Source organism: Ruegeria sp. YTSC004, from assembly GCF_059609805.1.
In genome coordinates this window covers 1-20,063 of sequence record NZ_JBXWMJ010000021.1, presented here as the reverse complement: position 1 = coordinate 20,063, position 20,063 = coordinate 1, and the positions used below count along the sequence as shown (strand labels likewise).

Genomic DNA, 20,063 nt, shown 5'->3' with positions numbered 1-20,063 from the left:
TTCGCGGGAAGCTGCATCGGATGTGGGGCGATTAAATCACGGTGCGCATCCCAAACCCGATGATCCGCATTCTATCCATGAACAAAGACCACCGACTCTCCCTCGACGTCTTGGGCGTAGGAGAGCCTGACTGCATTTATCGCAACTCTGTGTTCCATTAATCTGGCGAAGTACTCTTGTTGCATTTGTTTTGAGAGAAATAGCGCCAGACCCGAAGGCACTTGGAGCAATAATTCAGCTGTGTTCAGCCAAGAAAGCCAAGGCGTCCCTCTCAAAACGCGGCCATTCCGGGTCGTTGTCAGGGATGGTATGGTTCGAGCTTTCGTAGGCGATGAACTTCGCGTTGGGTAATCCTTTTGCAAACAACCGTCCTTGTTCGACCGGCTGCATCCTGTCACTCGTCCCATGACAAACAAGGCACGGCACTTCGACCTCGGACAATATCGGTGTGATATCGATGTTATCAATCACGCCGCGATACCGCCCCATGTTTTCGGGTGAAATCATCTTGCGCATATCTTCGGCATATTGCCGCCGTTCTTCTTGGCTCGCGCCCGGCACGATGATTTGCGCCATTAAATCACGCAGAGACGGATAATCATCATCCCACCCGGCAGTCATCATTTGCTTAATTGCGTTGGCGCGTTCCACATCTTTTTGCGACGTTCTTTTTGCCCGACCAATAGGGAACCCACCTATCATTACGATCGCAGACACACGGTCAGGTCGGCGCGCTGCGAAGGCAGCTGCCACTGCGGACCCCTGCGATATCGCAAGGATCGGCGCGCGTTTGATACCCGCTGCGTCGAAAACGGTTTCCAAGTCATCAACGAACCGTTCGAACGTGCAAGTTTCTGCATCCCAGTCGGATAGACCGTTGAGCCTGGCATCAAAACGGACCAAACGATGTCGTTGAGCGATGGAAGTGTAAATTGGAGCTTTCCCCGGATTGCGCCAGTCAAGTTCCAAGTGTCCAATCCAACTTGGCGCCTTTACGACCGGAGGACCGTCCCCAACTGAGCTCCAGGCCAGACTAATGTTGTCGTTAGTTTTGCAATAACGAATTTCCTGTGTTTTGGCGAAGTTAGCGCGCGATTTGGACACATGTTCATCGGTGAAGTTGATCGACAAAACTTCGATCGGCTGTTCAATGCCTTTGAACGTGTGAAGCCCTTCTCGGCGCAAACGTTTGGCATAGTCCGCTCCGGCAAGATCACAAAGTACCTTTGAGACCAGAATGCCCCCGGGTTCAGCTGCCGATTGGAGCCGCGCAGCGATGTTGACGCCGTCTCCGAAGATATCGTCGCCATCGACGGTGACGTCGCCGACATGCAAACCCGCTCTAAGCTGGATACGTTCCGGAACCAAATAGGGATGGTCTGGCTCTCTTAGCTCGGTTTGGATCGCAATTGCCGCTTCTAGGGCGTTTCCTGCTGACGGAAATTCAATCAATGCTCCGTCGCCCAACAGTTTGACCACCCGGCCAGATTTTTGCTCAACGATCGGCGTTACCAAATCGCGGTACAAGGTGTTCAGTGTTTTGAGAAGTAGCTTGGAGCCGCCCTGCATCATCCGACTGAAGCCGACGACATCGAGAGACACAATTGCAGCAAGACGACGTTGACTCATGGTTACTTCCCGCAAGTTGGCTCGAAAACACTACCACGTTCATAGACTGTTAGAACCGGCAACATGCCTAATAACTGTAAACGTGCAGTGGAATGATCGGTAACTAAGATCTCGAATTGACCAAAGACCGTGGAAGCGATCATTAAAAAGGTATGCCTATCCGTTTTCTCAGGGAACGGCGGGTTTTCCGCATACCGGTCGTTTGCTGCAACTTGCTTGAATGTCCACTGTGCGAACAAAGTGTGAATTCGCTGCGCCCGCCCCAACGGCAGCAATCCGCACATTGCGTCTGCAGCGAAAAGCAGCACGGTTAGAAGTCTGTCAATCACTGCAAGTGGTCGGCTGTTCCGAAAGTTCAATGACGACACGCAATGGTTATCCAACCAGACAGGTTAACCTTTATTCCGCCTGCGCCGTCCTGCCAGAACACCTGATTCAAGGATGATGCTGGAGACAAGGTGTTCGCGCCGATAGGCCATAATATGCACGCCTGAGACGCCCACAATCTCGCGCAGTTGCTGGATCAGCTCGATGCATATTTTCTTGCCCTCATCCGAAGGGTTTTGCGCCACCTCCAACCGGTCGATGATGGCATCGGGGATGTGAATGCCCGGCACGTTGCTGCGCATCCACCGCGCCGCCTTGGCCGAGGCGAGAGGGCCGACCCCGGCGATGACAAACACGCGCTTGTCCATGCCGGCATCACGCACCCGCTCCATGAATGCCTCAAAGAGGGGAATGTCAAAAATATAGTTGGTCTGGATGAAATCGGCCCCGGCCTCGACCTTTTTGGTCAGGCGGTCCGCACGCCACTCATAAGGTGGGATGCACGGGTTTTCTGCCGCCCCGAGGAACAGCTGCGGTGGGCTGGACAGTTTTCGTCCCGACAGAAACACACCTTCGTCGCGCATTGTGCGCAGGGTGCGCAGCAGGTTGAGGCTATCAAAATCGAACACCGGTTTCGCGCCGGGCTGATCGCCCACGCCCACGCCATCGCCCGTCAAGCAAAGCACGTTACTGACACCCAGCGCGGCTGCCCCCAAAACATCGCCCTGAATGGCGATGCGGTTCCGGTCGCGGCAGGAAATCTGGTAAACCGGAGAATAGCCCGCGCGGGTCAGCAGAGCGCAAATGCCGATGGAGGACATATGGCAATTGGCCCCCGATGCGTCGGTGGCATTGATCGCATCCGCGACCTCTCCCAAGGGCTGGGCCGCATCAAAAACATCCGCCGCATTGGCGCTGTCGGGCGGGTTCAATTCAGCCGTCACGGCAAAGCGGCCCGAGCGCAAAACACGCTCAAGCCGACTGTGAGAGACATGACCCTCAGGCGGCTTGGCATAGGGCAGCAGGGTGTTTTCGATGGGTGAGGTATCGCTCATGTGCCGCGCCCCGAGGTCGTGGCCTTGGGTGGCTCGTCTGCCAGAGGAGCCGAGCTTGGTTCCTGCAATCGTGCCTCTGGAAAGGCGTCAGCAAGGGCCATGCGGGCCGCATCCCGTTTTTCCCGGTTCAGTGTCGCCATTTCGCGGCTTACGCGCAACCACGAGGAAGAGCCTTGCAGACTACGATCGACAGGTGGCAAAACCTCCCTGATCTTCGCGGCCCCGTCTTTCATGTGGCTGGCCCCGTCCCAGCCCAGCGCCCAAACGCACTTCATTTCAGGCTTCACCTCGCAATACCCTCCCTGCCGCACCCCGCCACAGGGGCCATTGCGCAGCTGTTTGGGGCAGTTCATCGGACAGGACATGCCGGTTGAGGACAACACGCATTGGCCGCACATTTTGCAATCGAAAAGAAGTGTCTTCACTCCCTTCTCGATAAGGGCAATCGGGCGCTCGACACGGTTGTAGCCAATTTTTGCGATAAGGGGGTCCAGCGCCACCATGACCTGCTCGACACGCTTGTAGATCCATTCAAATGTGCGTGCGTGGCGAGTGGCAAAAAGTCGGACACGGTACATAGATTAGTTCCTTGTGGAGGCTTGACCTTAGCACGGGTCGACGACTTTCTATACGTAATATAGCGCTTGCATATCACTGCCGCCCAATCCCACCCGACGTAAAGCACACTGACCCGGTAACTGACATTGGTTCCGAGTGCAGCATTCGTTACTAAGGGCTCAACGCAGTCACCTGACGGATTTACTCAGATGACCGATTAGCGGATTTGAGCGGACGTTCACCCCCGAAAACTCGGGGTTTCAAACAGGAACAACCGCTCTCACTAAAAACGGTCGCTCTCCTAGATCGTGGCTACGACCGGCTTGCGGACAGAGCTGCAACCGTTTGAAGATTAGTTTTTTGATGTGTCGGCAAAGAAGCCACAACCGTACAATAATCCAAAATGGGGTCCAACTAACGCCAAATCCCTGTGGTGAACTGCACAATGCAGAGGTCAACTCTGCCTTCTCCCTGTTGGACTGGCCGGCGCGTTTGCGCCGGCTTTTTTTCAATCACGTGCCCCCTTTTTGGTATTGCTAGTGCATTAGTCGCGTATCAGGAAGAGATCTTCTCAGGCTGAAATCGGTCATTTGCTGCGCCATCAAGCGAGACTTCCAAACCGATGACCGGGCCGGGCTCGAAGCGGTCATCTGACTGTTTCTGTCGGATGTCCGTTTGCCAGCGCGAAGCGGACGATAGTGCATAAGTGCAACAGTCTCGACACATATCACGCGACTAAGAAGAACCTGAGCAAGAATGTGAATTGCGCCTATGCGGTACTGTAGAGCAGAGACTGCAAACATCGTTGGTATCCTGCTCCCGCAACCAAACTTTAAGGTCGGATATCAAATACTTAGCCTCGCATAACGCGAGGCTTTTTGCGTTAGGTCCAAACTGACTGGAAGCATTGTGGAAGCAACAGGATACAGTTGTGAGTGTGGGTATACCTCCGAAACGGATTTGAAACGCGAATTGTCCAGAATTTTTCTCAGTGCATGGCTGTCCTTGAACCGCTCAAACCCAAAGCGGGATGTAGGCATAAGGTAACGAATGCGTCCCAACGCGTCTGTAAATGCGACTCCGATGATGTCGTGCATGTCCTGCCAATTTCACATCTCGAAGCGGTTGCGGAGTCGCTTAGAGCCCAATCGCATCTCAAATCGCCAGATTTGACTTGCTACCCGGTCGGTCAGGTCAAGGGGCGGTTTTGCTGGTGACGTTTAGGGCCACAGAGCCAAATTCGAGGACGCAATGCCCTGCCGCTGGGTTGTTTGGCGATGTTTGGGAGAAGAATGTGGGGGCTTTTGCCCCCTAAGTGCCTCCAGCGGGGCAGCATTTGTTTTGGGGCCGGGCCGCCGTCGTGACGGAAGTACTGTTACATCCGGCGCGCATTTCCCTGATCTAAACTTCGGATGACCGCAAACGCCGGGGTAATCGGATCGAGACTATTGTCGGGAAGGCTGAGGAAATGGCACCACCCGGCAACTCGATTTGGAAGAAGGCCATCGCTCTCATTTTAGACTTTAAAGCCGCACATATCTGTTTCTTTTGATCAGGACAGAACATGCGAAGACCCAGCGTTAGAAAAAGATCTCAAACGCTGGATGGTCTTTCATCAATAAAGCAAAGAATTGGGCTCCGGCTTGGGTAATATGCACTCGGTCCGCAGAAATAATGTCTCCATTTTGATCGAAAACATGGATCTGATTCCCATTTGTGGTCGCGTAGCTGATGATATCGACATACAAACCAGCCGGTATGACCGACGCATTCTGCCTGTTTGCCTCAACTATTTCTTCGAATACCTTCGTCGTATAGTTTGGCCGACCATATCTGGGCAGTAAGGTGAATGCATTGAGATTGTAACCAAAGTGTTTGGGGCCGACGAAGACGATATTGTGTTGCGCGGCAAGCCCGTTTTCAAGAAAGAGTTTGCAAGCGCCAGAAAGGTTGACGATTGGCAAGAAAGTCGCGTCAGCATTTTGTATCAAAGATTTTGTGTCATCGTCCCAAAGCCTGGGCTCGCAAACATTGAGCGCGTCGCGATAAATTAGATTTGCATCCTTCATTATGCCCATCTCAATGAGAATATTCGCAAAATCACGGGCCTGACTGTTTCCGACAATCAAAACGTTGATGCCGCTGTTCGTATCAAACTTATCTGCGTCGTATTGGCTGATGCGGTGATTATACCAAATGTGCATCCCCGCTGCGACCTCTCGATCCGTGTCGAAAACGCGTGTAGGGAAGCCTTGGCCGAGATACAGCGAAAGCCCAACAGCACACAGCGTTGCGGTCACTGCGGTGCACGAAACAACAAGGCGTGAAAGAGAGATCGCGTTTTTGTTGCGAAACGGTTGTTCGACAAAACGCCAGGTCAGATAGGACAAAAGGAATGCAAATGGTATCAAGCTGGCAAGAAAATACGGGCTGGGTTCCTCAAAGCTCGCAATGCGCGCAAATGCGAAAATTGGTTGGTGCCAGAGATACAGGCTGTAGCTGATCAGGCCAATGCCAACCAGAATTCTGATGCTCAGCAGTTTGGCGACAAAAGTGCCTTCCTTTGCATAGAGGAGAACGAGCAAAGACCCGACGACCGGAACGGCTGTCAGGTATGACGGGTGTTGCATGGTCCCGTCAAAGATCACCATAGATGCAATCACCGCTATAAGGCCAAGTAGCGAAAGACTGTTGCTCGCTCTAACCTTGCGCTTATTTTCCCAACATGCCCCCAATGCACCGAATCCGAGTTCCCAGGCGCGTGTATGCAGAAGATAAAATGTGCTCTCCGGGTGGGTTTGAACCAACAGTACGCTCGCCAGGAAACTGGACCCGATGATAGCCCAAACCAGCAGATCCGTTCTGTGTTTAAGTACCGGGTACAGGGCCATAAGCAAAAGCGGAAAAACTATGTAAAACTGTTCTTCAACTGCCAGGCTCCATGTGTGAACCAGAGGTTTGAACTCGGACGCGAGGTCCCAGTATCCACTTGTTAGCGTGAGAAGAACATTATTCAGAGAGAACATCGTGGCCACGACACTCTGGCCGAAGTTTTCCAGTGGATCGGGCAGCATGGTAAACCAAGCGATAGGAATACACACCAGTACGACGACACTCAGGGCAGGCAAGATCCGTCGGTCCCGACGCTCGTAGAACTTCAAAAGAAAGAAGCTATTTTTTCCAAGATCATCAAGGATAATAGAGGTTATTAGATATCCGCTGATAACGAAGAAAACGTCTACGCCAAAAAAAACCTCCACTGAACAGGCTTATGCCGGAATGAAAAAGAACCACTGGTAAAACTGCAATGCTGCGAAGGCCATCAATTTCTTTCCGTTACAGCATTTAATCAAAACCCACTCTTGTATTTTGTGCTCGGGCCTGTGAGCTTTCGAAGCGTATCTGTCGTCAAGAGTGTGTCGAGGAACTTTGAGCCGCCGCAGCCAATCGAACAAAGTATTGGCAGGTTTATGCGTTCCGGTCGTTGCAAGACCCAGGCTGAAAACTTCTGAGTGAGCCCCGCGAAGTCACTGCCATTGCTAGCACCCTTATCGTAGAATTTTTTTGGCCGATTGGAGCCTGGTACAAATTGCCATCACCGATTGGTTCGCGCTCTTGTCGAATCAAATCAATTCGTATTTGGTCCACGTGATGGTTCCCGACTGTATTCTGCGGTCAGGGATAAAAGGGAATACGGTGCGGTTCTGTGAAAAGACCAATTCCGTGACTGCCCCCGCAACTGTAGGCGGCGAGCGACCCGAGATCGTCCACTGGGCAATAGCCTGGGAAGGATCGGGACAGCTTTGACCCGCAAGTCAGGAGACCTGCCATCCGAAATTTATGAACCTGGGCGGGGTGTCCCAGAGGGAGATGACAATGTTTCAAGCGGTCCGTACCGTGCACGAACTTGCGCTCGCTTTGCCCCTGTCCGAACACAGGAGGCGTTGCCGTTGTCATTGCAAAAAGCTGACACCCAAAGGGGTAAGTGCTTGACGGAATTCAGTGTTCCGGTGCTGGTCGCGGGGGCTCTGGCGCTGTCGGCGATCTTGTGGCTCGCGATTTACGCGGTGATTTGATGTCGGCCGTTTTACAAATCCGCGATCTGACGTTGGGCTACCGCGACCTGACATTGTTTCACCGCCTCTCCATGGATATCGCGGCTGGGACAACCCTGGCCGTTCTTGGTGCGAACGGGTCGGGCAAGAGCACTTTTGTAAAGATGCTGCTGGGCTTGATGGATCCGCTTTCGGGCAGTTTGACTTGGCCGCAGGGCCGTCCTGGTGACATCGGTTACCTGGCGCAGATGACCGAATTCGACCGCCGATTTCCCATCCGTGTGAGGGATCTTGCCGCGATGGGGGCCTGGCGCGGCTTTGGTTATCGTACCGGGCTGGACGCCGCGGCGCGTGACCGGATGGCCGCCGCGCTGGATGAGGCCGGGGTACTGGATATCGCTGACCGGCCTCTGCATATGCTATCGGGCGGGCAACTGCAGCGCGCGCTGTTCGCGCGAGTTATCATGCAGGACGCGCCGCTGATCCTGCTGGATGAACCGTTTGCCGCCGTCGACCAAAGTACTGAGGCGCATCTGCTGTCGATTATACGCCGATGGCGCGATGAGGGGCGCGCGGTGGTTTTGGTGGTGCACGATCTTTCCTCGGTACTGGACTATTGCAGCCACGCGCTGCTTTTGGGCGGGCAAGAGGCGACCCATGGACCGGTGAATGACGTTCTGACACCAGACCGGCTGGTTGCGCAAGGATACCTCTCGGAAAGTCAGGCGTCCTGGATGTTCCGTGGCACCCATTCAACAGCGGAGCACGCCAATGTATGACCTGATCGTCGAAATGTGGAGCTTTGCCTTCATGCGTCGCGCTTTTGTGGCAACCACGGTTTTGTCGGCTTCGGTCGCGCCGGTTGGGGCATTTCTTGTTCTGCGTCGCCTATCGCTGGCTGGTGAGGCCATGGCCCATGCGATTACGCCAGGCATCGTCATCGGCTTTGTCACGGCGGGCTTGTCAGTCATGTCACTGCTGGTCGGAGGGCTTATCGCGGGTGTTGGCGTCGCCATTTTGACCGCCTTTCTCGCACGCCGGACGATCCTGCGCAGCGATGCCAGCCTTGCCTCGCTGTATCTGATCGCACTGGCGGTGGGTATCTTTATTCTGTCTGCAGCAGGGTCCGCAGTCCCACTAAAAAGCTTCCTGTTCGGATCAATCCTTGGGATCGACGACGCGTCGATGATCCTTGTCGGAGGGGTGGCGACGGTAACATTGTTGGCATTCGCCGTTCTGCTTCGTCCGCTGATTGTCAGCACCTGTGATCCGGTTTTCTTCGAAACTCAAACGCGCCGGCCGTGGCTGGTTGATCAGGGTTTTATGCTGCTGCTGGTTCTGAACCTGCTGGCGGCATTCAAAACGCTGGGCACGTTGATGGCCGTTGGCTTGATGATCCTGCCTGCGACCGCTGCGCGCTATTGGGCCAGTACGATCACCGGGCAACTGGTCCTGGGCTTTGTATTTGCCTTGTCCAGCTGCTGGATCGGCCTGACCCTGTCCTACCTGTTCCCGGACACGCCATCCGGCCCGGCGATCGTTTTGGTTGCCGGTGGGTTCTTTCTGTTCTCCGCCATTTTCGGTCCCCTTGGTTTTGGCAGACGGATGCGCAAACCGTCTGTTTCCAAAGACATCCCCATTGCCCAAATTCAACAAGAAGAGAGAGCACAATGACTCTTGTAAAGTCACTCTACACCGGCATCGCCTCTGTGTCGTTTGCTTTGGCTGCATTGCCGACCGTTGCGGCAGAAGGCAACGTCAAGATCGTCGCCAGCTTTTCGATCCTCGGCGACATGGTCGAAGAGGTCGTCGGCGATCTGGCCACGGTTACGACAATCGTGGGCCCGGACGCGGATGCGCATGTGTATCAGCCTTCGGTTGCAGACGCGAAGGCCGTTGCCCAGGCGGATATCATCTTTGTCAACGGTCTGGGCTTTGAGACATGGTCCGATACCCTGATCGCTGAATCGGGCACTGACGCAACCGTGCACGTTGCCACCGACGGTATCACGCCTGTCACAGTCGAGGGCAAAATCGACCCCCACGCCTGGAACTCGCTGTCGAATGGCATGATTTACGTGACCAATGTTGCCGACGTGATGACAGAGGCGATGCCCGAGCACGCCGAAGAAATCGCTGCCAATGCTGCGGCCTATATTGCGCAGCTTGAGGCGCTGGATGCAGAAACCAAGACAAAGCTGGCAGGCCTGCCTGCCAATCGCCGCACGGTTGTGACTGCACATGACGCATTTGGTTATCTGGCAGACGCCTACGGCCTGACTTTCCTTGCGCCGGTTGGCATCGACACCGAGGCGGAGCCATCAGCCAAGGATCTTGCTGTTCTGATTGACCAACTGAAGGCTGATGGCGCTGCTGCGCTGTTTGTTGAAAACATCACAAGCCCTACTTTGATTCAGCAAATCTCGGATGAAACCGGCATCGTGATTGGTGGGCGGCTGTTCTCAGACGCCTTGTCGGAACGGGGTAGTCCGGCCACCAGCTATCTCGCGATGTTCCAGCACAATCTGAACACTCTGTTGAACGCGCTTGGGAACGCAACCGCAAGCTAACTAGTCTTTAGGTACGGGGCGGTGCCTGAACCGCCACCCTGTACCGTGCATTGGAACAGCGGGTTCTTGGTAATCGCCACCTAGTCCGGCTTCCATCCATCTTCGTATTCTCCCAAAGTTCGGGAAAGATCCAACAGCGAGGCGAACAGTCTTGCGTAAACGTCCCGTGACATCATGGTCTTGTTGTCATCCAACACTTGCAGAAGATCGACGACGCCCGAGGCAAAGGCATCATAGACCAACTGGTCCGCGGGCGTTGGGTCCAGGGTCCATATATCGTGCGCGTTATAATACCCTACGGGTTGGGGATCGTCGTCTATCATTTGTCCGCCTCATTTTGGTGAGGCGCATGTAAGTGAGATGAAGGCGAGAGCTAGTGATGTGGCGGAAAGTCACAAGCTTTTGGCAACGCCAAAAAGGCGAACCTGATTTCGCGTCTGGCTTTTACAGGATGTGTCGAAGCACGTTTTCACCACAGTTGGCTCGTGTTGTGCCAGCTCGGCAGTTGTCAGGGTTTCGAATGTTCGCTCTGCAATACTTCCAGAAACAGTTTGGTCACCCGCGTCGGTTGAGGTTGCTTTCTGGTCACTGCAGCAAACCGGGTTCGATATTGCGTTTCGTCCGGCAACACCATCCGCATCTTTTCCTGGTCCACAAAATCCTGCGCAAGATGATCAGGCAAATAACCTATGTACCGCCCCGACAAGATAAGTATGGCCAGCGCCTGCTCGCTTTGAACTTTTGCTGAACGTTGAAAGCCCAGTTGCTGACCGACAATGAGGTTCGGAGAGTTCACGCTGAGCCCAACATAATTGTACCTGAGTAGGTCACTGGTCCTGAGTTCCCGGTCCGGTATTTCGAACAGGGGGTGTTCCCGGCCGCAATACAGGAACATGTTCTCGCCATATAACGGCGCATAGTTCAGACTTGTCGAAGGGCGATGCAGCGCAATAATCCCGATGTCGAGCTGACCGCTGATAACCATGGTTTCGATCACGTTTGGCGGCTCAAGGGACAATTCGATCTGGACCGAGGGGGCGGCTTCGTTGAACCGATGAATGGCACGGGCAAGCCGGGAATCCGGGTTTGATGCACATTGATCAAACAGCGAAATGCGGATCGTTCCCCCCAACTGTTCCTTGATCTCGCTGACCTCGTTTCGAAATTGCGACACGGACACAAGCAGGTGATCTGCTGCCTGCAGCACTTTTGCGCCGTCTTCGGTCAGGGCGAAACCCGCTGGGCCGCGCGTACACAGCTTCAGGCCCAATCGCAGTTCCAGATCAGTAATATGCTTGGAAATCGTCGATTTGCCGATATTCAGCTCAACTTCGGCCGCAGACAGACCACCACTTTCCACAACCGTCTTGAAAACGCGCAGCAATCGGATGTCGCTGTCGCCGATGCGTGAGGCAACCATTTTCTACCCAATTCGTAAGGTTCGATATATATGAAACCTATCGCGCAAAGAATGGCAACATAGAAACACATTTCACGAGCTACTCTGAAAAAGCCGAGGTAGAATCGGACTGGCCATCTCTCCCCAGGTCAGCGCGCACCTCGAAACATGATAAAACTGGGAGGACATCTATGTCATTCATCAAAAAGCTTGGCACCATGACTGCTGCCGTTTCGGTCGCAGCCCTGATGGTTGCGGGCGCAGCCGACGCGAAAAACTTCAAGATTGCTGTTGGCGATAGTGCAGGCAGCGCACAAGAAGCCCTTGGCTTGGCTTTCGTTAAGGCACTCGAAGAAAAATCGGGTGGCGCACACACAGCTACACTGTTCCTGAACGGTCAGCTGGGTTCCGAGCAGGACACCGTCAACGAGGCCGCAATCGGCACGCTGGACATGTCGCTGCTGGCGATCAACAACATCACGCCGTTCTCGCCTTCGGTTGGTGTGTTCACTCTGCCTTATGTGATCCTGTCCCTGGAAGATGCTGAAAAGCTGACCCAAGGCCCGATCGGTCAGGAACTGGTGGAAAACACCATTCGTGACGCAGGTGTGCGCATCATCGGCTGGACCTACACAGGTTTCCGCCGTCTGACCAACTCGAAAAAGCCTGTCAGCTCGGTTGCTGACCTGCAGGACCTGATCATCCGCGTTCCCAAGAACGAAATCATGATTGAAACCTACAAGTCCTGGGGTATCAGCCCGACTCCGATGGCATGGTCCGAGACCTTCACCGGTCTGCAAACCAAAGTTGTCGACGGTCAGGACAACCCTTACCTGACGATCAACGCAATGAAGTTCTACGAGGTCCAGAACCACGTGACCAACCTGCGTTACATCTTCTCGATCGAACCGCTGATCGTTTCGGAATCTGTTTTCCAGGGTCTGAGCGAAGAAGACCAGAAGATCATCCTGGAAGCCGGTCAGGAAGCAACTCAGATTTCCGCTCAGTTCCTGCGCGACTCTGAAGCTGCGATCAAAGAAGAGCTGACCGAAAAAGGCATGGCAATCATCGATCCTGAGAACGATGAGGCCGAGTTCATCGAACTGGCAACCGGTGCAGTATGGCCTCAGTTCTATGAGTCCATCGGCGGCGTCGAGAAACTGAACACGGTCCTCGAGGCCATCGGCCGCGAGCCCGTCCAGCAATAATCGCCAAAGAGCGAAAAGGAAAAGAGCGCTTCGGCGCTCTTTTCATCTCAGGGAGGAGGGAATTCCGCAATGTTCTGGAAATTTCTGGACAATATCGAAAGTATCATCTGCCGGATCCTGTTATCCGGCTTCGTCTGTCTGCTGTTTGTACAGATCATCGCGCGGGAAGTCTTTGGCTTTTCGTATAGCTGGATCGAAGAACTGTCAGTCTACATGTTCGTCTGGTTTGTCTACTTTGGCGCCAGCTATGCGGCATTGAAAGGCGCGCATAACCGGGTGACCTTCCAGTTCAAGTTCCTGCCCGAACGCTACATCAAGTATATCGAGGCTTTTGCTGATCTCTTCTGGCTCTTTTTCAACGTCTACTTCCTGTATCTGGCGACGGACTTTGTCTTCAACAAGATGAACAAGTTCTGGAAGTCCCAGACCCTGGGTATCGAGATGAAGTATGTCTACATGGTTCTGCCTCTCGCCTTTGCGCTGATGACCGTGCGCATCATTCAGGTGAACTATCGCCGCCTGATCAAAGGCGAAGACATCCATGATCCTGACCAGATCGACCTTGATGAAATCAAAGCTGCCACCGAAGCAGCTAAGCGCGACTGAGGCAGGGAGGAAAAACCATGGAATCCGAAATCGTCACAATCCTATTTGGATCGTTTCTTTTACTGCTGCTCATCGGTGCACCGATCACGGTTGCGCTGGGTGTGGCATCGCTGTTCTCGTTCCTTTACCTGGGCGAAAACCCAATCAAGTTCGTGCAGATTGCATTTACCTCGGTGGGCGCGTTCCCACTGATGGCGCTGCCTGCATTTATTCTGGCGGGGGCTCTTATGGAGGCCGCCGGTATCTCAAAACGCCTAATCAATGTTGCGGAAAGTCTGGCTGGTCCATTCACCGGCGGTATTTCGGCTGCAACGGTTATGGCCTGTCTGTTCTTTGGCGCCATTTCGGGCTCGGGCCCGGCAACAACCGCGGCCGTGGGGATGCTGATGATCCCAGCAATGATCGACCGTGGCTATGAGCGCGGCTATGCCTCTGCTATTACCGCTTCTTCTGGCGGCCTCGGGATTATTATTCCTCCCTCCATCCCGATGGTGATCTTCGGCATTGCCGCGCTCGGTATGGCGCCTCCGCTGGAAGCAGTTGAAAAGTTTGGCACCTTCCAGTCGGTTTCGATCTCGAAACTGTTCATCGCGGGTTTCGTTCCGGCCTTCCTGATCGCCACCAGCTTGCTGATCCTTAACTACTTCATGTCTAAAAAGCGTGGGTACAAAGGTGTGGCCGAAGGTTGGTCGCTGCGTCATGTGGCCTGCGAGATGTATCGCGGGTTCTGGTCGCTGATGGCGCCGCTGGTGATCCTGGGTGGTATCTATACCGGCTTCTTCACCCCGACCGAGGCCGCAATCGTCGCGATCTTCTACACTCTGTTCGTTGGCGTGGTCATCTATCGTGAACTGACATGGCAGTCGCTGTTCCAGTCGCTTGAAGCCACCACGTGGCTGACGGGCCGTGTTCTGCTGATCCTGTTCACTGCGACCGTGTTTGGCCGCCTTCTGGTGGAAAACCAGATCCCTGCGATCATCGCGGACTCGATGCTCAGCTTTACCGACAACCTCTATGTGATTTGGGCGCTGATCATCTTCTTCCTGCTGTTCGTCGGCATGTTCATGGAGACGCTGGCCACGATCCTGATCCTGGTTCCGGTGATGCTGCCGGTGGCCTATTCGGTTGGCATCGACCCGATCCACTTTGGTGTGGTGATGGTCTGTACGCTGGGTATCGGTTTCCAGACGCCGCCGCTGGGTGAAAACCTGTTCATCGCATCGGGTATTTCGAATATCACAATCGAGCAGATTTCGTTGCGCGCATTGCCCTTTGCGGCGGCCAATACCATCGCGATCTTCATCATTGCGTTCTTCCCTGAGCTGTCGCTATGGCTGCCAAGGCTGTTGGGCTACTGACCTGAAAGGATAATGTTATGAAACAAATGGTGACAAATATCCTGTTCGCGACCGACTTGTCGGAGAACTCGGGTCACGCCATGCGCAATGCGGCCAGCATTGCCATGGCAACAGGGGCGGAAATTCACGTCCTGCACGTGAACGAGCCCCTGTCGGACGACGCGAAGATCACGATGGACATGTTCATCCTGAACGAAGAGACCCGCAAAACCGCCGCCAAGCGTCGCCATGAGATGGTGCGCAAGGTGCTGGCCGAACGGCAGGCAAAGTTCTGGGCGCAGTTCGAAGGCGAAGACGCCAAGATTCGTGATCAGGTGACCTCGATCGAGGTCACCGACGGGCACCCGGCCGAGGTGATCCTGCGGCGCTCGGTCGAGATGGGATGCGATCTGATCGTGCTTGGTGCACATGACCACGGCTTTTCGCACACCTTCCTCGGTACAGTTGCGAAACGTGTCTTGCGTCGGTCGAATATCCCGACACTGATCGTTCCGAACCCGGACGAGGGCTAAGAATTTCCATGGGCCGCCGCGATCGTAGCGGCCCATGCTTTGTGCTGTTCCGCGAACCAATCTGGTGATGCCCGAACACCGCCTGTTCCGCATCTAACAGCCCTGTGTTCATCCCGGGCCATAGCTTTCCAAGCTACAAACCTCCGCCTCAAGTCATACCCGGCAAGTTTCGTTAACGGAGCTTAATGAAACGGTGTTCTCTCCTTAAGAACCGGTTCCTTTATTTGAGTTGTGACCAAAACCGCAATCCAAATTCAGGAGGAGAAGACCATGGAAGCGACACAGACCATCACCCCGAACCGCAACGTTTTTTCCACGCTGTTCGCGGACTATGCAGAAGCCCGAACCGAACACTTCCGCCGCAGGATTTTCGCCAAAACAGTCCACGACCTGGAGGCACTAAACGATCGCCAACTGAGCGACATCGGCGTCCCTCGGGCTGAAATCAAGCAACGCGCCTATCAAAGCGTTTATCACGGTGCACCCTATCGGCAGTAGCGACGGGCCAGCCCAAAACACGCTCGCGTAACCAGTTATGAGGTAGACCCCATGTTTGATGTCATCCCACCAAGCAAGCAATTGCCCCCCACGAATAGCGCCCTGCTGTTGTTCGACCGCGCTATGCGCATACGTGCAATCAGTTCCGAAATCGTTCGGGCTGCACAGTATCTGAACAGCTTTTCCGATCAGGAATTGTCAGAGCTGGGCATAAATCGCAGCGATATCGAAGACACGATTCAGCGCTACATCTGACAGGCTGGCAAAAGCCGGGCGATTGAAAAAAAGCGAAACAAAGCCACTCTGGCGTGCCAGAGTGGCTTTTCTTACGCGAGGTGATCCACAACCTGCAAATGCTGGGCCAGCTTGTCGATCTCGGCCATCCAGCCTTGCACCAGTTTTGGGTCGCTAGGTGCCGCATGGACACCGACGGCGATCGCACGGTTCAGGACCGCTTCGACCGCCAGCGAGACCGGGATAGACACCAGCCGCGCCATTGCCGTGCCACGCGCGTCGCCCCAGGCATCCATGACATAGGTTTTGTGCCAGACGGGGGTGCCGTTTTTCTCGGCCTTCAGCCCTACGCACAGAACCACGCGGTCCGGTTCGCCCTCGTCATAGGCGTTTTCGTCCCAGAACTGGTCCGACATTTCCTTCAGGCGCGCGTCGCCTTCGGGTCCGGATAGGGTTTCGATCTCGCTAAACACACCCGACCACGCATCAGCCCAGCCATTCAGGCGCAGGGTCCCGCGGACGAATTCCTTGACGGTCCAGTGATCCTCGAACTGATACTCTTCCATGAACGGTAGCGAGTCGCGGTTCGGATAGACTTCAAAGCTTTCCGGCGTCGGCAGGGGTGCAACATAGCTGCTGATTGCATCCCAGGGGCGGGCTACATCCAGCGGAGCATAGTCACGGATCGACTTGGACGGCGAACGCAACGCCTTGAGCACACCCAGCGGGGACCAACTGAACTTGTACCGGAACGGGTTGGGGTTCTTCGGAATGCCGCCGCAATACGAGATGAAACTCAGGTGGTTGTTCGCATCAAACGCGTCCGAGGCGCGATAGTCGGCGATCAGGGCATGTGCCATCAGGTGGTCAATACCCGGATCAAGCCCGACCTCATTCACCAGCGCCACACCGGCCTCGCGCGCCTTGTCGTCCAGCGCGCGCATCTCGGGCGCGATGTAAGAGGATGAGACAAAGTTGGCCTTTTTGGAAATCGCGAGTTCCGCCAGCGGTACGTGCCAATCGCCCGGCAGCATCGAGACGATAACGTCGCCTTTTTTCAGCACTGCGCCCAGTGCGTCGATGTCAAAGGCACGAATGTCGTCGGTCAGGTCTCCGACTTCGGCCTTGGCCTTTTCAACGGTCCGGTTCCAGACAGTGACCTTGTGTCCGCCTTCAATCAGGCGACGCAGGCCGGGGATGGCCGACAGGCCGGTGCCACACCAATGGATGGTCATCGTTCAGATCCCTTCGATATGAGATTTGTAGGTCGCCGCTGCCCGACCCCAAACGCCGCTGTCCAAATCGGTCAGGGTCAACAGGGATGGCAACAATTGCGCTGCATAATCGTCAGAGCTTTCGACCGGCAGCATCGAGGGCAGGTTGTCGATCGCCATGACATCCATCACCGGATCACTCGCAACACGCAAGGCAGGGGCGTCCCACGTGGTGGCACGGTCGTAAACCGGAACCGGGTTGTAATCGCTGTCCGGGTCGCAAGCGACATCACCGATGGCTGTCAGGTTCCGCGGGGCGGTCAACGCACCCCGTGGTACAAAAACCGGGGTGCCGGGGCGCGCAAAGATGCAGTTCAGGAACAGGTCGTGATCTAGGATTTCGGGGAAAGGCCCACCGCTGGCGGTTTCGGCCATGTCCCATTTAGTGACAGTGACACCCATTGCCTCACACAGATCAGCCGCGCCCGCGCCAACACGTCCCAAGGCACCGATGACGATGGCGCGGGGTCGATCAGAACCCGTTGCATCCAGTTCGGCAAGAAGTTCTTGGTTCAGGGCGTCTTTGCTTGGGTAAACACCAACCGGAGCGCACTCCTCTCCGCGCTGCTGTGCCGCCCACGTCTTGAGGGTGACAGCCGCACCGGCATAACCAGCCCAATATCCGAAAGCTGCGACACGGCGATCGTTTTCATCCACGAGGTATTCCAGATCGTAGAGCGTGCCTCCCCCGGCCTTAAACCGTTCCAAAAGGGCGCGACCAGAGTGCTGACCCTTGTAGGCATGACCAAACATGATGTGGCGATGGGGCAAGGGTATGCCATTCTCTGGCAGTTCCTTCAGGCCAAAGATGATTGCGTCCTGCGGCGCGTCGGGCCACGAGTTCTCTGGTGCAATCTCACAGCCCGCCGCTTTGTACCCATCTATCGGAATAGCGCGGACATGGCTTTCCTCGACTGTCACCCGGATGCCTGCCGCAACCAGGGACGCCGCGCCTTCTGGGGTCAATCCAACCCGTTCTTCATTCGGGCGTTGCTCTGCCCGGACCCAGAGATGTGTCATGCGTCGTCCTTTACTCAAATCATCCCGGCGGCGCGCACCGCCTGAACCGAGGCGCGCGCCTCCATCGCCTCGCGGAAAGCGAGGATTTTGGGAAAGGCCGACACGTCCACACCGTCACCTTCCAGCCAGCTGCACACCACGTACAGATAGGCGTCCGCCAGCGAGACCGTATCGCCCAACACAAAGGGCCCGCGCAAACCGTTTGATACGATGTACTCACAGGACGTCGTCATGGTCTGGGCGACCTTGCCGGTCATGTCTTTCCAGCTGGATTTCTTGTCAGCCCAACGGGCACCGCGCAGCTTGTGTGCGTGGTTTACATGCATGGTCGAGGCCAGATAATACATCACTTCGCGCATACGGGCCGCCATGACCGGATCGGCGGGGACCAGATTTGCGTCGGGCGCAACCGTAGCGACATATTCCAGCAACGCTCCGGTTTCAGTCAGGATACCGCCATCAACCGCCAATGCCGGCACACGGCCTTTTGGATTGATCTGCTTGTAAGCCAGTTTGGTCTGGTCGCCTTCGGCGAAGTCCAGACGGACCGCTTCATAGTCCAGACCGGCCTCCTCCAAGGCGATGGCAACGGCGATCGAAATGGTGCGGGGGGCAAAATAAAGCTGCATCAGGGGACCTCCGGGCTTGGGTTACAGATGCGTTTGGGCAAACTGCCTGTCTGGCGCTTCCAGGTGCGGGACTGCGTTGAACAGAACCGGGCTTAGCTGCGCGCCAATCGGGTGCAGACGATGCATGGAGGTATTCATGATGGCAAGAGCCACCCGCGCCATCGCAGGTATGTCCAGTCCCATGGCCTGCCTGACAACCATCGAGATCAACCCACCGGAGGTTACAACAATCGCCGGACCGCCATTGGTGCCGATGTCGCGCAAAGCGTCCGAGACGCGTGTTTCGAACTCCTCAAAGGTTTCGGGCGTTTCCTCGATCTCGCCTCTGGCCCAGGCGGCAAAAGTGCGGGGCAGATGTTCGACAAACCCTTCCCGGTCGGTCGGCACGGGGATGCCATGTTGCTCTTCATACAATTTCGAGATGGTGAAGTATTCAACCTCATTGAGGCGTGGATCACGGGAAGGCTCGGGCAGTCCCATGCTGGCGGCGGTTTCCACGTGGCGCGACAGGGTTCCGCAATAGACGCGCGGGTAGAACGCTTGTGTGTTCTGTAGATGCGCGCCCAGCCAACGGGCTTGCTGATGGCCCAGATCGCTGAGCTTGTCATAGTTTACTTCGTCACGTGCGGTGGTGTTGGCCTGCCCGTGACGCACCAGTGTGATATGTGCCATTGCGTCCCCTCTTGCGCGAAGTCTTAGGGCAGGTTCCGGGTCGGTGCCAGAGCCCTTTGGCAGAAAGCGGCTAAAAATCAGTTTGATGGTTCGGCTGTCTTTTGTTCGCCGCAGAAATTTGCCCATGGCACGTCGCATGCGATGTTGCCTAACGGAAAAAAGTTTCCTATAGGATACAAAGCTGCTGCATGCGGCCGTATACATGCCTCTGCAACGCCAGCCTCGGGGGACCAAAAGACCACCAGCAGTCGAAGCCTGTTGACTCGCTGCACAGTCCTAGGAACCTTGGTGTCAATTGGCGGCACTACCGAGATAACGTTGCAATTCATGCGGCAATATTGCCAAGGACTTAGGAAAGGTCTCTGCCATGTCTGACGCCCTCAAACGCACCCCCTTGTATGACTTGCACGTTGAGTTGGGGGGTAAGCTTGTTGATTTTGCTGGTTGGGAGATGCCTGT

At 55.3% G+C, this 20,063-nt stretch carries 20 protein-coding genes and 1 riboswitch; of the genes, 9 read left to right on the top strand and 11 right to left on the bottom strand.

The annotated features are described in order from the left end of the window. Window positions 1-234: 234 nt before the first annotated feature. From AC2FFP_RS22110 to AC2FFP_RS22090, 5 genes are all read right to left on the bottom strand, one after another. Window positions 235-1,629, bottom strand: coding sequence for an alpha/beta fold hydrolase (locus AC2FFP_RS22110; RefSeq protein ID WP_282169975.1), 1,395 nt, complete (start codon window positions 1,627-1,629; stop codon window positions 235-237). A gap of 2 nt (window positions 1,630-1,631) precedes the next feature. After that, complete coding sequence (locus AC2FFP_RS22105; protein WP_496881516.1) at window positions 1,632-1,958, bottom strand: hypothetical protein; 327 nt, start codon at window positions 1,956-1,958, stop codon at window positions 1,632-1,634. Between the two features lie 63 nt (window positions 1,959-2,021). Continuing rightward, the gene (locus AC2FFP_RS22100) at window positions 2,022-3,011 is read right to left on the bottom strand and encodes a methylenetetrahydrofolate reductase (RefSeq protein ID WP_496770953.1); all 990 of its coding nucleotides are present in this window, start codon (window positions 3,009-3,011) and stop codon (window positions 2,022-2,024) included. Next, window positions 3,008-3,589: a methylenetetrahydrofolate reductase C-terminal domain-containing protein gene (locus AC2FFP_RS22095; protein ID WP_496727383.1), complete on the bottom strand. Its 582-nt coding sequence runs from the start codon at window positions 3,587-3,589 to the stop codon at window positions 3,008-3,010. The genes AC2FFP_RS22100 and AC2FFP_RS22095 overlap by 4 nt, the downstream gene beginning before the upstream one ends. Window positions 3,590-5,149: 1,560 nt before the next feature. Next, complete coding sequence (locus tag AC2FFP_RS22090) at window positions 5,150-6,829, bottom strand: acyltransferase family protein (protein ID WP_496881515.1); 1,680 nt, start codon at window positions 6,827-6,829, stop codon at window positions 5,150-5,152. A 375-nt stretch (window positions 6,830-7,204) separates the two neighbouring features. Then, window positions 7,205-7,415: riboswitch (cobalamin riboswitch) on the top strand. Window positions 7,416-7,554: 139 nt separating this feature from the next. On the opposite strand from AC2FFP_RS22090, the gene AC2FFP_RS22085 reads away from it, so the two are divergent. Genes AC2FFP_RS22085 through AC2FFP_RS22075 form a run of 3 tightly spaced genes read left to right on the top strand, consistent with a single transcriptional unit; the run spans window position 7,555 to window position 10,194 of the window. Further along, a complete protein-coding gene (locus AC2FFP_RS22085; protein ID WP_496881514.1) occupies window positions 7,555-8,403 on the top strand; it encodes a metal ABC transporter ATP-binding protein in 849 nt (282 codons plus the stop codon). After that, the gene (locus AC2FFP_RS22080; protein ID WP_234416713.1) at window positions 8,396-9,298 is read left to right on the top strand and encodes a metal ABC transporter permease; all 903 of its coding nucleotides are present in this window, start codon (window positions 8,396-8,398) and stop codon (window positions 9,296-9,298) included. The genes AC2FFP_RS22085 and AC2FFP_RS22080 overlap by 8 nt, the downstream gene beginning before the upstream one ends. Beyond that, on the top strand, window positions 9,295-10,194 hold the full coding sequence (locus AC2FFP_RS22075) for a metal ABC transporter solute-binding protein, Zn/Mn family (protein ID WP_109310854.1): 900 nt from the start codon (window positions 9,295-9,297) through the stop codon (window positions 10,192-10,194). Before AC2FFP_RS22080 ends, AC2FFP_RS22075 begins: the two co-directional genes overlap by 4 nt. A gap of 80 nt (window positions 10,195-10,274) precedes the next feature. On the opposite strand, the gene AC2FFP_RS22070 is transcribed toward AC2FFP_RS22075, so the two are convergent. Together AC2FFP_RS22070 and AC2FFP_RS22065 are read right to left on the bottom strand one after the other, a co-directional pair. Next, complete coding sequence (locus tag AC2FFP_RS22070; protein ID WP_109310855.1) at window positions 10,275-10,517, bottom strand: hypothetical protein; 243 nt, start codon at window positions 10,515-10,517, stop codon at window positions 10,275-10,277. Between the two features lie 185 nt (window positions 10,518-10,702). Then, entirely contained in the window at window positions 10,703-11,614 is a 912-nt protein-coding gene (locus AC2FFP_RS22065) for a LysR family transcriptional regulator (protein ID WP_496881513.1), read from the bottom strand. 170 nt (window positions 11,615-11,784) lie between these two features. Between AC2FFP_RS22065 and AC2FFP_RS22060 the strand changes: the two genes are divergently transcribed. The 6 genes from AC2FFP_RS22060 to AC2FFP_RS22035 all read left to right on the top strand — a co-directional run bounded on the left by AC2FFP_RS22060 (window position 11,785) and on the right by AC2FFP_RS22035 (window position 16,030). Continuing rightward, on the top strand, window positions 11,785-12,801 hold the full coding sequence (locus AC2FFP_RS22060; RefSeq protein WP_058273760.1) for a TRAP transporter substrate-binding protein: 1,017 nt from the start codon (window positions 11,785-11,787) through the stop codon (window positions 12,799-12,801). 69 nt (window positions 12,802-12,870) lie between these two features. Beyond that, entirely contained in the window at window positions 12,871-13,407 is a 537-nt protein-coding gene (locus tag AC2FFP_RS22055; RefSeq protein WP_058273759.1) for a TRAP transporter small permease, read from the top strand. 17 nt (window positions 13,408-13,424) lie between these two features. Then, entirely contained in the window at window positions 13,425-14,765 is a 1,341-nt protein-coding gene (locus AC2FFP_RS22050; RefSeq protein ID WP_058273758.1) for a TRAP transporter large permease, read from the top strand. A gap of 17 nt (window positions 14,766-14,782) precedes the next feature. Next, window positions 14,783-15,277 (top strand): universal stress protein, encoded by a 495-nt coding sequence (locus AC2FFP_RS22045; RefSeq protein ID WP_496741927.1) that lies wholly within the window; start codon window positions 14,783-14,785, stop codon window positions 15,275-15,277. Window positions 15,278-15,547: 270 nt separating this feature from the next. Continuing rightward, window positions 15,548-15,775, top strand: a complete 228-nt coding sequence (locus AC2FFP_RS22040; protein ID WP_496741928.1) for a DUF1127 domain-containing protein — start codon at window positions 15,548-15,550, stop codon at window positions 15,773-15,775. A 51-nt stretch (window positions 15,776-15,826) separates the two neighbouring features. Next, window positions 15,827-16,030 carry a DUF1127 domain-containing protein gene (locus AC2FFP_RS22035; RefSeq protein ID WP_472722265.1) on the top strand — a complete coding sequence of 68 codons (204 nt, stop codon included), beginning with the start codon at window positions 15,827-15,829 and terminating at the stop codon, window positions 16,028-16,030. Between the two features lie 71 nt (window positions 16,031-16,101). Here the strand turns inward: AC2FFP_RS22035 and AC2FFP_RS22030 are convergent, their stop codons facing one another. The 4 genes from AC2FFP_RS22030 to AC2FFP_RS22015 are packed head-to-tail and all read right to left on the bottom strand — an operon-like array spanning window position 16,102 to window position 19,604. Then, window positions 16,102-17,244 (bottom strand): saccharopine dehydrogenase family protein, encoded by a 1,143-nt coding sequence (locus tag AC2FFP_RS22030; RefSeq protein WP_496845391.1) that lies wholly within the window; start codon window positions 17,242-17,244, stop codon window positions 16,102-16,104. 3 nt (window positions 17,245-17,247) lie between these two features. Beyond that, the gene (locus tag AC2FFP_RS22025; protein WP_496770794.1) at window positions 17,248-18,303 is read right to left on the bottom strand and encodes a saccharopine dehydrogenase; all 1,056 of its coding nucleotides are present in this window, start codon (window positions 18,301-18,303) and stop codon (window positions 17,248-17,250) included. 14 nt (window positions 18,304-18,317) lie between these two features. Continuing rightward, window positions 18,318-18,932, bottom strand: a complete 615-nt coding sequence (locus tag AC2FFP_RS22020; protein WP_496741934.1) for a glutathione S-transferase family protein — start codon at window positions 18,930-18,932, stop codon at window positions 18,318-18,320. A gap of 21 nt (window positions 18,933-18,953) precedes the next feature. After that, a complete protein-coding gene (locus AC2FFP_RS22015; RefSeq protein WP_496770792.1) occupies window positions 18,954-19,604 on the bottom strand; it encodes a histidine phosphatase family protein in 651 nt (216 codons plus the stop codon). Between the last annotated feature and the right edge of the window lie 459 nt (window positions 19,605-20,063).